General features: G+C 40.2%; 13 protein-coding genes. 1 reads left to right on the top strand and 12 read right to left on the bottom strand.

Features of this window, described 5'->3' with window-relative positions:
* The 11 genes from ACJHV0_RS00100 to ACJHV0_RS00150 all read right to left on the bottom strand — a co-directional run.
* The coding region (locus tag ACJHV0_RS00100) for a RodZ domain-containing protein (protein WP_483133033.1) at positions 1 to 945 on the bottom strand (945 nt) is incomplete at its 3' end.
* Between the two features lie 184 nt (positions 946 to 1,129).
* Positions 1,130 to 2,506, bottom strand: a complete 1,377-nt coding sequence (gene argH, locus ACJHV0_RS00105) for an argininosuccinate lyase (RefSeq protein WP_483133034.1) — start codon at positions 2,504 to 2,506, stop codon at positions 1,130 to 1,132.
* A gap of 115 nt (positions 2,507 to 2,621) precedes the next feature.
* The gene (gene mnmA / locus ACJHV0_RS00110) at positions 2,622 to 3,785 is read right to left on the bottom strand and encodes a tRNA 2-thiouridine(34) synthase MnmA (RefSeq protein WP_334233278.1); all 1,164 of its coding nucleotides are present in this window, start codon (positions 3,783 to 3,785) and stop codon (positions 2,622 to 2,624) included.
* Between the two features lie 150 nt (positions 3,786 to 3,935).
* Positions 3,936 to 4,181, bottom strand: coding sequence for a (Na+)-NQR maturation NqrM (nqrM, locus tag ACJHV0_RS00115; protein ID WP_006250397.1), 246 nt, complete (start codon positions 4,179 to 4,181; stop codon positions 3,936 to 3,938).
* 13 nt (positions 4,182 to 4,194) lie between these two features.
* Positions 4,195 to 5,235 (bottom strand): FAD:protein FMN transferase, encoded by a 1,041-nt coding sequence (locus tag ACJHV0_RS00120; RefSeq protein WP_483133035.1) that lies wholly within the window; start codon positions 5,233 to 5,235, stop codon positions 4,195 to 4,197.
* A gap of 185 nt (positions 5,236 to 5,420) precedes the next feature.
* Positions 5,421 to 6,650, bottom strand: coding sequence for an NADH:ubiquinone reductase (Na(+)-transporting) subunit F (gene nqrF, locus ACJHV0_RS00125; RefSeq protein ID WP_483133036.1), 1,230 nt, complete (start codon positions 6,648 to 6,650; stop codon positions 5,421 to 5,423).
* Between the two features lie 10 nt (positions 6,651 to 6,660).
* Positions 6,661 to 7,257, bottom strand: a complete 597-nt coding sequence (gene nqrE, locus ACJHV0_RS00130; RefSeq protein ID WP_334233272.1) for an NADH:ubiquinone reductase (Na(+)-transporting) subunit E — start codon at positions 7,255 to 7,257, stop codon at positions 6,661 to 6,663.
* A gap of 1 nt (position 7,258) precedes the next feature.
* Entirely contained in the window at positions 7,259 to 7,885 is a 627-nt protein-coding gene (locus ACJHV0_RS00135) for an NADH:ubiquinone reductase (Na(+)-transporting) subunit D (RefSeq protein ID WP_025236574.1), read from the bottom strand.
* Complete coding sequence (locus tag ACJHV0_RS00140; RefSeq protein ID WP_483133037.1) at positions 7,885 to 8,658, bottom strand: Na(+)-translocating NADH-quinone reductase subunit C; 774 nt, start codon at positions 8,656 to 8,658, stop codon at positions 7,885 to 7,887. The genes ACJHV0_RS00135 and ACJHV0_RS00140 overlap by 1 nt, the downstream gene beginning before the upstream one ends.
* Positions 8,651 to 9,886, bottom strand: a complete 1,236-nt coding sequence (locus ACJHV0_RS00145) for an NADH:ubiquinone reductase (Na(+)-transporting) subunit B (protein ID WP_334235808.1) — start codon at positions 9,884 to 9,886, stop codon at positions 8,651 to 8,653. The genes ACJHV0_RS00140 and ACJHV0_RS00145 overlap by 8 nt, the downstream gene beginning before the upstream one ends.
* Positions 9,887 to 9,888: 2 nt before the next feature.
* Positions 9,889 to 11,247 carry a Na(+)-translocating NADH-quinone reductase subunit A gene (locus ACJHV0_RS00150; RefSeq protein ID WP_334228824.1) on the bottom strand — a complete coding sequence of 453 codons (1,359 nt, stop codon included), beginning with the start codon at positions 11,245 to 11,247 and terminating at the stop codon, positions 9,889 to 9,891.
* A gap of 449 nt (positions 11,248 to 11,696) precedes the next feature.
* Here ACJHV0_RS00150 and nfuA point away from each other — a divergent pair, with 449 nt between their 5' ends.
* Entirely contained in the window at positions 11,697 to 12,293 is a 597-nt protein-coding gene (nfuA, locus tag ACJHV0_RS00155) for a Fe-S biogenesis protein NfuA (protein ID WP_334248480.1), read from the top strand.
* Positions 12,294 to 12,402: 109 nt separating this feature from the next.
* On the opposite strand, the gene pyrG is transcribed toward nfuA, so the two are convergent.
* The coding region (pyrG, locus tag ACJHV0_RS00160; protein ID WP_483133038.1) for a glutamine hydrolyzing CTP synthase at positions 12,403 to 13,970 on the bottom strand (1,568 nt) is incomplete at its 5' end.

The raw sequence follows: 13,970 nt of genomic DNA on the forward strand, positions 1-13,970 counted from the left end.
TTTTAACGGTACTTCCTGTCCTTTATAGTAAATTTTTACATTTGCCGGTGCACCGATGGTTAAACGATATTGCTCATTCTCATTAAAGGTTAATACTTCACCATTATTATAGAGCTTTTCAGCTAGGCGTTTATTTTTAGCATTTCTGACCGTAATCCAACTTTGTGAGCCTGTAATTTCAATACGCAACTCATCGTTGCCTGCGGTTGCCGGTTGCTCTGTCGTGGCTTCAGGTTCTGTTGTTGTCTGCTGGAGAACATTCGCTGGCTCAACAGTGGTTTCTGTTTCAGGTTTTGGCAGCTCAACGGTCTGCGTTGTTGTACTTTCCTGCTGGTTTGGCTCTACTGTTTGAGATGATGTAGGCTCTACAACTGTAGCCGTTTCAGGCTGTGGTTGAGCTTGGGGCTCTTGCACTTGAATTGGCTGTTGAACAGGCTCAGAAACTTGATTTCCAGACTCAACAGATGCAACATTTATTGTTTCAGCAACAGGGGCAGAATTAACAAGCTGTTCACGGTTTTCCTGCTCTTTCTGATAACCTTGCCACCACCATAAAAGCGTCATACCTAATGCCGCTAAAAGCACGAATATTGTTAAATATTTCAACGCTTTGCCTTGTGAATTAGACGACGGTTTTACAGGCGAAACTTTTGTAATCTCTTTTGGAATGATTACTTCGCCATAATTAACAGAAGAAACCAACGATTCCGGCAAACGTAAAAATTTCACATAATTACGCACATAACCACGCACAAAGGTTGGAGCAACATTTTTTAAAATAAAAATATCATTTTCAATTGATTCAATATGTGATTTTTTTAGATTTGTTTTTTGAGCAACATCTGCAATTGAAAGATTTAATGCCTCACGAGCAGCTCTTAATTGTTGCCCTAATGTGAGAGCTGAATTAGGCTGTTCCTGAATAGGATTCACTGATTCGGTCATACAACACTCTTGAAATAAAATAGTGGAAATAAAAATTCAAAAAATTATTCGAAAGTTTAAAGAGGTAATGCCCATTTTGCAATCTTAACGAGCAAAAATTTGAAAATTAAATGTGTAAGCGGTCATATTTACAAAATTTTTTGCAAATTTTGTTAAAAATACGACCGCTTGTATCTAAAAATAATTAAGAAGCTAACGAAGCTTTTGCAGCTGCAATCGCTTCTGCCACACGTTGTGGATTTACCCCACCTTTGGCACAACGTTTTTCTAAGCAAGATTCTAATGACAAAATCGGGTAAACATCATCATTAATTGTGTGATGGAATTGCTGGAACTCGCTAATGCTTAGTGCCTCAAGCGGCTCTTTTTTGCTGATTGCATACACTACCGCTTCGCCCACAATATGATGTGCTTCACGGAATGGTACGCCTTTCGCAACTAAATAATCGGCTAATTCTGTCGCATTCGCATAACCTTGCTGAGCCGCTTCACGCGTACGTTCAGTATTTACTTGAATATCCACCAACACCAATTCTGCAATTTCTAAGCAAGCCTGCCACGTTTCTAACGCATCAAAAATACCCTCTTTATCTTCTTGCATATCTTTGTTATAAGCCAGCGGTAAACCTTTTAACGTGGTCAAAAGCCCTGTTAATGCCCCAAATACACGTCCTGATTTACCACGAATGAGCTCGCAAGCATCCGGGTTTTTCTTCTGTGGCATTAACGATGAACCAGAGGTTACGCGATCAGACATTTCAAGGAAACCCGATTCACCGCTGTTGAAAATAATTAGATCTTCCGCAAAGCGAGATAAATGCACCATACTGATTGAAGCCGTTGAAAGCAGTTCCAAAATATGATCGCGGTCCGACACGCTATCTAAACTATTACGCGTGGCTTCTTCAAAGCCTAAATCACGGGCAAGTAGATCACGATCAATGCCATAAGCCGTTCCTGCCAAAGCTCCCGAACCAAGCGGACAAGTGCTCATACGTTTATTGGCATCACTTAAACGGCTGAAATCACGCTCAAGCATTTCATAATATGCCATACACCAATGAGCAAAAGTAACAGGTTGAGCACGTTGTAAATGAGTGTAACCCGGCATTACTGAGCCTTGATTTTCATCTGCCACTGCCACCAAACGTTCTTGTAAAGCACGGATTCGCTCTTGTAAGGCGACTGCTTGCACTTTGCACCACATTTTAATATCCACTGCTACTTGGTCGTTACGGCTACGCCCTGTATGAAGTTTTTTGCCTAAATCGCCTACTTTTTCGATTAGTTTAGATTCTACCCAGCTATGAATATCTTCCGCATCATCTTTTAAGATAATGGCAAGGTTTGATTCTACTTCCGCTCGAACTTCGTTAAGTGCTGCGATTAATTGCTCTAATTCACTTTCAGTTAAGATACCCACCGAAGTAATCGCTTTCGCCCAGCCGATAGAACCTTCGATATCTTGGATTGCCAAGCGGTAGTCAAAACGTAGTGAGTCATTAAAATATTTAAATTTTGCATCTGCTTGTTGTGTGAAACGTCCACCCCAAAGAGCCATAGTGTATTCCTTGTATATTCTTTTTGTATTTAGCCAAAATGAAAAAGGCGTTTTACCGCCTTAATTTCCCTCTATTTTGCATAAATATGCAAAATATTTCAATATTTATTTACAACTATTTTAGTTGTTCTTCAATAATTCCACCACCTAAGCAAACTTCGCCTAAATAAAACACGGCAGATTGCCCCGGCGTTACCGCAATTTGTGGCTCATCAAATATCACTCGAATAGTTTCATCATCAATCACTTGAATTTCACACGGAATATCAGCCTGACGATAGCGAGTTTTCACTGTACAACGTAAATTTTCACGTAGTGGCTGCATATCTACCCAAGTGAGCTGCTTTGCAATTAAACCTGTTGAAAGTAGTGCTGAATTATCGTGCCCTTGAGCAACCACCAGAACATTATTAATTAGATCTTTTTCTACCACATAAAATGGATCTTCACTCAAGCCTTTCACACCACCAATACCTAAGCCTTTACGCTGACCAAGTGTGTGATACATCAAACCATCGTGGCGACCAACTACTTTACCATCAACGGTGCGAATTTCACCCGGCTGAGCAGGTAAGAAACGAGCCAAGAAATCTTTAAATTTACGTTCACCGATAAAGCAGATCCCCGTAGAATCCTTTTTCTTCGCCGTTGCCAATCCTAAATCTTCCGCAATCGCTCGCACAATCGGCTTTTCAATTTCGCCCACCGGGAACAAGCTTTGACCAACTTGCTTTTTATTGATGGCATATAAAAAATAGCTCTGATCTTTATTTTCATCTAAACCACGCAATAATTTTGCGTTTTGATCATCTCCACTACGGCGAACATAATGCCCTGTGGCAATATAGTTCGCCCCAAGATCTTCTGCCGCATATTCCAAAAAGGCTTTGAATTTGATCTCTTTATTACACAAAATATCGGGGTTTGGCGTACGTCCTGCTTTATACTCTGCAAGGAAATATTCAAACACATTATCCCAATATTCTGCCGCAAAATTAATCTTATGCAGTTTCATTCCGAGCTTATCGGCAACCGCTTGAGCGTCTGCCAAATCAGCAGCAGCAGTGCAGTAATCGGTGTCATCATCTTCTTCCCAGTTTTTCATAAACAAGCCTTCTACTTGATAGCCTTGTTGTTGAAGGATAAAAGCGGAAACGGAGGAGTCCACTCCACCTGACATTCCGATAATCACTTTTTTCTTACTGTTTTCCGCAAGTTGCTCTGGGCTTAATTTAGGAAAATGGGTGTCGTAGGTTTTTGAGGTTAATTGAGTTGTCATAAATCTCCCGTAACTTCGGTTAAGGCGAAGCACATTTGGTTAGTGATCAAAATTGCTTAGTTATAAAAGCAACAAGCGGTGAAATTTGCAAAAAATTTTGCAAATCGTACCGCTTATACATAGATAATAAAATTTAAGCTGTAAGATAAATTACTTCACTTCGTAAAATTGAGGCTCTTTATTAAAGCGTGCCACTTCTTCAGGATCTGCCGTGCCGTCTGCAATTTTTGATTTTAAGTTATCGCACGGTTCTTCACAATCGCACATTTTTTTCATACCTAAAGCGGTAATACCACCACAACTGCCTTTAATAGTTTTGCCTTTTACAATAAAGCCTATCGACATTGCAAAAATCACGGCAACAAAAAATCCGAAAGTTAATAATACAGTTTCCATTTTTCCACTCCAACTATTGTGATTGAGTTAGTTTTTTAAATTCGCTCGACATTTGTGTTTCAAACTTGTCGCCGCTTTTAACAATTAAAAATATAGCTAATTTTTCACGCTCTGCAAGGGCTAACGCTTTTTCTGCTCCCAATACAAATAAACCTGTTGATAACCCGTCTGCCGTCATCGTTGTTGGGGCAAGGACGGTAATTGAAGCTAAGTTGTGGCTCACCGGGCTTAATTTTTTTGGGTCAATAATATGTGAAAGGCGGTTGCCATTTTCATCTTCAAAATAATTACGGTAATTGCCCGATGTTGCCATTCCTAAATTATGTAAAGGCACGGTAATTTGTACAGATTGTGCTTGCTCCATTATAGGCTGTTCAATTGCAATTCGCCAATCTAAACCTTGTAAATTTTTGCCTTTACCACGCAACTCACCACCAATTTCGACTAAGTAGTTGCTCAAACCTATTTTTTCAAGATGTTCCGCCAATTTATCTACTCCAAAACCTTTTGCAATAGAGGATAAATCTAAATAAAGATTAGGCTCGCTCTTGGTAAGCATTGGCTTACTGTCTGTTTTTAGGTTAATTTTATTAATTCCCACATAACTAGAACGCTCTTTAATCTGTTCATCAGAAGGGACTTTATTTAAGCGTTTATCGGGTCCAAAACCCCATAAATTAACCAAAGGTCCAACAGTAACATCTAATGCCCCTTCTGTCATTTTGTTTAAGCGTACTGCTTCCGCCACTACTTTTGCAAAATCTTGCGAAATTTCGACCGCTTGATTAGCTTCTTTTAACTGATTGAAGCGGCTAATTTCAGAATCCTGCTGGTAAGTAGACATTTGGTTGTTCACTTCTACCAATAATCCGTCTAACTCACTCTTTATTTTTTCGGGATTAGCTAAGCTTTTAACCTCACCATTATCAATATACTTGACAGTGTAAGTCGTTCCCATCGTTTTACCTTGTAGGGTAATTTGCTCGGGAGCTTTTTCACAGGCGGTTAAAAATAGCGAAAAGATGGCAAAATACAGCACTTTTTTTAATTTCACAAGAACTCCGTTAGGGCATAACTTTTGCCCATTTTTATATCTAGGGTGAATATCATTTCATTCCCCTACAATTCATATTATTAAATTCCTTAAAGAGAAACTTGATGATATGAACTAAATCAAGCGGTGCATTTTGCAAAAAATTCTGCAAAACGCACCGCTTGTAATTATGTAGAAGTTAAGGATTAACCACCGAAGTCATCTAATAAGATGTTTTCGTCTTCAACACCTAAGCTCTTAAGCATACCGATTACGGCTGCATTCATCACCGGTGGACCACACATATAGTATTCGCAGTCTTCAGGTGCTTCGTGATTTTTCAGGTAATTTTCATAAAGCACATTGTGAATAAAGCCACGGTAGTAGTCTTCACGGTCGCCCGGTAATGGGTCAGAAAGTGCCACATACCATTTGAAGTTTTCGTTTTCTGCTTGAAGCATATCGAAGTCTTCGGTGTAGAACATTTCACGCTCTGAACGTGCACCGTACCAGAAGGTCATTTTGCGTTTTGATTTCAGACGTTTTAATTGGTCGAAAATGTGTGAACGCATTGGAGCCATACCTGCACCACCACCGATAAATACCATTTCGTTGTCGGTATCTTTCGCGAAGAATTCACCGAATGGACCTGAAATCGTTACTTTATCACCTGCTTTTAATGACCAAATGTAAGATGACATTTGACCCGGCGGTACGTCTGGATTACGTGGTGGAGGCGTTGCGATACGCACGTTCAGCATAATAATGCCTTTTTCTTCTGGGTATGAAGCCATTGAGTAAGCACGGATAATATGCTCGTCCACTTTTGACACATAACGCCATAAGTTAAATTTATCCCAGTCTTCGTGATACTCTTTTGGAATATCGAAGTCTTTATAATTAACAACGTGTGGTTCTGCCTCAATTTGGATATAACCACCGGCACGGAATGGAACTTCTTCGCCTTCAGGAATTGCCAATTTAAGCTCTTTGATGAAAGTTGCTTTGTTATCGTTAGAAATAACGGTACATTGCCATTTTTTCACGCCGAAGATTTCTTCAGGTAATTCAACATCCATTGAAGATTTCACGTTCACTTGGCACGCTAAACGCCAGCCTTCTTTCGCTTCTTTCTTCGAAATGTGTGATAACTCAGTTGGTAGAATTTCACCACCGCCTGATTTCACCTGTACTTTACATTGACCACAAGAACCACCGCCACCACAAGCTGATGAAACGAAAATCCCTTTGCTCGCTAAAGCACCGAGTAATTTTCCGCCAGCCGGTAAGGTAATGCCTTTTTCCGGGTCGTTGTTAATTGAGATTGTGATGTCGCCTGAATCTACTAATTTAGATTTAGCGAAAAGGATAATCACCGCAAGCACTAATACCAGAGCCGTAAATGCGATAATACCGAAAATAAAATTACTATCCACGATATGCTCCTTATAATTGAATGCCTGAGAACGACATAAAGCCTAACGCCATTAAGCCTACTGTGATGAAAGTAATACCTAAACCACGTAAACCTGCTGGAACATCGGAATATTTCATTTTCTCGGTTAAACCTGCAAGTGCTACGATAGCTAACATCCAGCCTGTACCGGCACCAACACCATATACCACAGATTCTACGAAGTTATATTCGCGTTGTACCATAAATGATACACCACCGAAGATCGCACAGTTTACCGTGATAAGTGGTAAGAAGATACCTAATGCACTGTATAATGCTGGGAAGAACTTATCCAATACCATTTCTAGAATTTGAACAAGTGCCGCAATCACACCGATGAATGTAATGAAGTTTAAGAAACTTAAATCCACACCTTCAACAAGTGCACCGTCTTTTAAAACGTGAGTGTAAACTAATTGGTTAGCCGGTACGGAAATACCTAATACTACGATTACCGCAATACCTAAACCAAAAGCTGTCGAAACTTTCTTAGACACCGCAAGGAATGTACACATACCAAGGAAGAAAGAAAGTGCCATATTTTCAATAAATACGGACTTAACAAAGATACTAAGAAGTTGTTCCATCTTATTTCTCCACTTGTTCCGGTTTCCACGTTCTAATACCCCAGATTACAAATCCGATGATAAAGAACGCACTTGGTGCTAATAAGAATAAGCCATTTGCTTGATACCAACCGCCATTTTGCACAGTTTCAAGAATAGTGATACCGAAAATTTTACCTGAACCGATAAGTTCACGTAAGAAAGCAACAATAATTAACATTGCACCGTAGCCTAAGCCATTACCAATACCATCCACAAAACTTTCAACCGGACCTGATTTCATTGCGAATGCTTCTGCACGTCCCATTACGATACAGTTAGTAATAATCAAACCAACGAATACCGATAATTGTTTTGAAAGATCGTAAGCATAGGCACGTAAAATTTGGTCTACTAAGATTACCAGTGATGCAATAATTGCCATTTGTACAATGATACGAATACTATTTGGGATATAGTTACGGATCATTGAAATGAACATACTTGAGAATGCGGTTACTAAACTTACCGCAATCGCCATTACTACTGCCGTTTGTAATTGAGTAGTTACCGCAAGTGCAGAACAGATACCTAAGATCTGTAATGCAATTGGGTTGTTATCTGCGATAGGCGATAACAATAATTTTTTAAGATTGTTATTGTCTGCCATTAGTTAGCTCCCATTGCTGCTTTAAATTTTGCTAAATATGGACCAAAGCCGTTTTGACCAAACCAGTATTTGAATGAGCCATCAACACCGTTTGAGGTTAATGTCGCACCAGATAAACCATCCACACCGTGATCTTTATCTGCTGATGCCCCTTTACCTACTCTTAAAGCAACTTCATTGTTCTCATTGAATAATTTTTTGCCTACAAAGTTCTTTTGCCAGTTTGGGTTAGCGATTTCGCCACCAAGACCCGCAGTTTCACCTTGTTCATAGTAAGTAATACCATTTACTGTGTTTGCATCTGGTTGAACCGCTACAAAACCGTACATAATTGACCACAAACCATTACCGTGCATTGGTAATACAACTTGCGTTGTTTTACCTGCTTCATCTTTTACTAAGTAAACTTCAGCATATTTTGCACGCACTTTGATGTTTGCTTTATCATCAGCCGGATTAATTGCAACACTGGTTTCCGGATCTTTCGCTGCTGCACGAGCATCGAAGTTTTGAACACCTTCAACATAATCACCTGTTGCTAAATCAACAATTTTAGGCTCAATGAATTTAGCGTAGGTTTCCTGCACATTTGTTTTTTCTTGCATTAAACCTGCCGCTTGTAAGATATTTTTTTGTTTATCAAGCTGTTTCTGAATATCTTGTGTTGGTTTTAACAACACCGCAGCACCTGCTACGATAAGAGAACAGATCAAACTTAATAGAACTACAATGGTTAGTGTGCCACCAACGCTATCTTTATTAAATTTAGCCATTGTTTGCTACCCTCGCTAATCTGCGTTTGATATTGCCTTGAACCACTAAGTAGTCGAAGATCGGAGCAAATAAGTTAGCAAATAAGATCGCTAACATCATACCCTCTGGGTATGCCGGATTCACTACACGAATTAAAACGCACATAAAGCCAATCAAGATACCGTAAGCCCATTTACCTTTGTTGGTAAATGCAGCAGAAACAGGATCGGTTGCCATAAAGAACATACCTAATGCAAAACCACCTAAAACTAAGTGCCAGTGCCAAGGCATTGAGAATAATGGGTTTGTATCTGAGCCGATAACATTAAATAATGTTGCCGTTGCAGCCATACCAACCATTACACCTGCGATGATTCTCCACGATGCAATGCGAGCAAAGACAATAATTGCCGCACCGATGATCAACATTAGGGTAGAAGTTTCGCCGATTGAACCCGGGATATTACCTAAAAATGCATCCATCCAAGTGATCGTTTCGCCTGTTGCAACGTGTTTTAATGCACCTTGTCCACCTACAGCCCATTGAGAAAGTGCTGTTGCACCTGAGAAGCCATCTGCCGCAACCCATACAGCATCACCGGAAATTTGACCCGGATATGCAAAGAATAGGAATGCACGACCAGCAAGTGCAGGGTTCATAAAGTTTTTACCTACACCACCAAACACTTCTTTTGCCACAACAACACCGAAAGTCGTTGCAAGTGCAGCTTGCCAAAGCGGTAATGTTGGAGGAACGATAAGTGCAAGCAAGATAGAGGTTACAAAGAAGCCTTCATTAATTTCGTGCTTACGCACCATTGCAAACACAACTTCCCAGAAACCACCGACTGCAAATACGGTCAAGTAGATTGGTAGGAAATAAGTTGCACCCAATAACATTTTGGTTCCCCAACCTGCATCTTGAACTGAGCCTAAACTATCAGCCAAGCTATAGTGCCAGTTGTTAGCAATTAAATCAGATAATGTACCCATTTTAAGTGCAGCTAAAATGCCTTGTGTCCCCACGTTATACATACCGTAGAACATCGCAGGGAATAACGCCAACCATACAATTAACATCATACGCTTAGAGTCAATCGCATCACGCACGTGGGCATCTTTGCGAGTTACTGTACCCGGCGTATAGAAAATGGTGTATGCTGCCTCAAAAAGCGTGTACCATTTTTCATACTTTCCACCTTTATGGAAAGCGGGTTCCATTTTTTCAAAAAGATTTTTCAAACCCATTTTTAACCATCCTTCTCGATCTTATCTAACGCTTGGCGTAATAATGGTCCCCAGTTGTTTTTCCCTGAGCACACAAAAGTACATAACGCTAAATCTTCTTCGTCTAACTCTAAACAGCCTAATGCTTGTGCAGAGTCAGTATCGCCTGCAGCCAAATCACGGAGTAATAAGGTTGGAATAATATCCAACGGCATTACACGCTCATAAGCACCTGTTGGCACCATTGCACGCTCACTACCGTGCACTGCGGTGGTGAAATTAAATAATTTCTTCGCAAAATGACCTAAGGTTGTACGAGTGATGGAATATTTATCTGCATAAGGTGCAATCATACCAAAGAAAGCTTTCTCACGACCTTCTAACAACGCAGAAACTTGTAACGCGTAGCGACCTAAGTAATCGTGAACGCCTGTAGCCGTTGCACCGCTTAATACAGAACCTGAAATCACACGGTTTTCTCCTGCGTTTAATTCATTTGCAGTAAGCTGAGAAAGATTTGCACCTAAGCGGGTACGCACTAAACGTGGATTTTTCACTTGTGGTCCGGCTAAAGCAACCACACGATCGGTAAATAACTCACCGGTAGTGAATAATTTACCGATGGCAATCACATCTTGATAGTTTAAATACCAAACCTGTTTAGTTGCACCAACTGGATCAATAAAGTGAATATGCGTACCGGCAAGACCAGCCGGGTGCGGACCTTTGAAACGGTTGGTTTCCACATTTTGGATTTGACGGCTTTGTGCCGCATTTAAAATATTAGAATCAGCTGCACCACAAAGGTGAATTGTCTTTTTACCTTCAAATAAACGACTTAACACTGTTAAACCGTCAAAGAAAGCTTGCTGATGTTCTGCGATAATCACTTCAGGATTTGCCGCAAGTGGATTGGTATCCATTGCATTGACAAAAATAGATGAAGGATTTGCATCTAATGCAGGCACTTTGCTAAACGGACGAGTACGGAATGCTGTCCATAAGCCTGATTCTACTAAGTTTTGTTTGACTTGCTCTGAAGTTAATGAAGCTAATTGAGCAGCTTCATAACGAGCAAAGGTAATTTGCTCATCACCCTCAACTTTAATTACTACCGATTGAAGAACGCGTTTTTCGCCACGGTTGATTGCCGTAACGGTTCCGCTTGCAGGAGCAGTAAATAACACGCCCGGATTCTTTTTATCTTCAAAAAGAACTTGACCTTTCTTCACTACATCACCTTCACGCACCTTCATTGAAGGACGCATACCCACATATTCTTCACCAAGCATAGCAACTTCAGTAACGGTATTCCCGTTATGGATTACTTGCTCAGGTTGCCCCGCAATTGGGAGATCTAAGCCTTTTTTGATTGTAATCATATTGTTTGCACTACTTTTCTTTTGGGTTAAAAATATGATTGCGTATCACGCAATCGCTTCTATTGAGCCGCAGCTAATTTAAAAATAAACGAATTCCCCCACTTATTTTTAAACGCCACATTAAGTTCTCAAATCTGTTTTTTGCCTTTGTCTAATTTTTGTAACAAAAGGTTAATAAAAAATAATCCTGCTATTTTACCTAAAAACCGCCCCTTATGGCTAGAAAAACCCCTCAATTTTTCTCTTTTCCCCTGCTAAAATTTGAAATAAATCAAGATTTCCACAGCACATTACCAAAAGATAACCCAAAATAGTTAAGCATCTTTCAGCACAAGCGGTTAATTTTTGTTAATAATTTGCAAAAATTTTTTTAGCTAGGCAATTATCAAATTCAGGCGTAAAATAGTTGATAGATTTTGTAAAATATTTTAATTACAGGACAAGATAAAATGGAAGAACAAACTATTCATATTTCAATTTCAGATGCGGCACAAGCCCACTTTACAAGACTCTTAGAGCAACAAGAAGAAGGCACAAATATCCGCATTTTTGTGGTAAATCCCGGTACGCCCGGTGCAGAATGTGGAGTATCTTACTGCCCACCAAATGCGGTAGAAGAAACCGATACTGAATTTACTTTTGACCAATTTTCCGCCTTTATTGATGATGTGAGTTTACCGTTCCTTGATGAAGCGGAAATTGATTATGTAACTGATCCAATGGGTTCACAGCTAACCCTCAAAGCTCCTAACGCAAAAATGCGTAAAGTAGCTGATGATGCCCCTTTCATTGAGCGTTTAGATTATGTTATTCAAACTCAGGTAAATCCCCAACTCGCCAGCCACGGAGGTAAAGTAACCTTAATTGAAGTAACCGAAGATAAATACGCTATTCTACAATTTGGTGGTGGCTGTAATGGTTGCTCAATGGTTGATGTAACTTTAAAAGAAGGGATTGAAAAGCAACTCTTAATGCAATTCCCTGATGAATTGGTTGGTGTAAGAGATATTACCGAGCATCAACACGGCGAACACTCTTACTACTAGAATGATAAAAAGGATAAATCAATTTGATTTATCCTTTTTAAATCTCGTCATTCACAAGCGGTTATTTTTTGCAAATTTTTTACAAAAGACGACCGCTTGTAAAATTCAATTAAGCCATACGGCTGTCTTGATAATCTTTAGCTGCTTTTACAAAACCGGCAAATAATGGGTGTCCATCACGCGGAGTTGAAGTAAATTCAGGGTGGAATTGTGCAGCCACAAACCAAGGATGATTTGGCACTTCAATAATTTCCACTAATTTACGATCCGCTGATAAGCCCGTTACTTTTAAGCCTGCCGCTTCGATTTGAGGTAATAAATTATTATTTACTTCATAACGGTGGCGATGACGCTCTTCAATCGTTTCTGCTCCGTACAATTCACGGGCTTTAGAACCCTCAATTAAGTGGCATTGTTGCGAACCTAAACGCATTGTGCCACCTAAATCTGACTCATCGCTACGGGTTTCCACATTGCCATCGGCATCTTGCCACTCCGTAATTAAGCCGATAACAGGCTGTGAGCAATCTTTATCAAATTCTGAAGAATTTGCTTCGGTTAAACCAGCCACATTACGAGCATATTCGATTAACGCAATCTGCATACCTAAGCAGATACCTAAGTATGGAACTTTGTTCTCACGAGCATATTGTGCGGTGCGGATTTTGCCCTCCACCCCACGATAGCCAAAGCCACCCGGCACTAAAATGCCGTCCAAGCCGGCAAGTAACTCTGTGCCTTTGGTTTCAATATCTTGCGAGTCGATGTATTTAATATTGACAGTTAAACGATGAGTCAAACCTGCGTGTTTTAATGCTTCATTGACGGATTTATAGGCATCCGGTAACTCAACATATTTACCTACCATACCGATAGTAACTTCGCCTGTTGGGTTTGCTTGGCGATATAACACTTGCTCCCACTCTGAAAGGTCGGCTTCTTTACAATCTAAACGGAAACGCTCACATACAAATGAATCTAAGCCCTGTGATTTCAATAATTCAGGAATACGGTAAATGGAATCTACGTCTTTTAGTGAAATTACCGCACGTTCCGGAACGTTACAGAATAATGCGATTTTTTTCTTCTCATTTTCAGGAATCGCTCGATCTGAACGGCAGATCAACACATCCGGCTGAATACCGATTGAAAGCAACTCTTTCACCGAGTGTTGGGTTGGCTTCGTTTTCACCTCGCCAGCGGTTGGAATGTAAGGCACAAGCGTTAAGTGCATAAATAAGGCTTTCTCACGCCCAATATCCACTGCTAATTGGCGTAATGCTTCTAAGAATGGCAATGATTCGATATCGCCAACTGTGCCGCCAACTTCAACAATGGCTACATCACGCCCTTTACCGCCTTCAAGCACGCGTGCTTTAATTTCATTTGTGATGTGTGGAATAACTTGAATGGTTGCACCTAAATAGTCGCCTCGACGCTCTTTACGCAACACTTCTGAATAGATTTTACCGCTCGTAAAGTTGTTCGCCTTGCTCATTTTTGAACGGATAAAACGCTCGTAATGACCTAAGTCTAAATCGGTTTCCGCACCGTCTTCCGTTACAAACACTTCGCCGTGCTGAGTTGGACTCATTGTACCCGGATCAACGTTGATGTAAGGGTCGAGCTTCATAATGGTTACATTTAACCCACGAGCTTCAAGAATAGACGCAAGAG

This window comes from Mannheimia sp. (assembly GCF_056854775.1).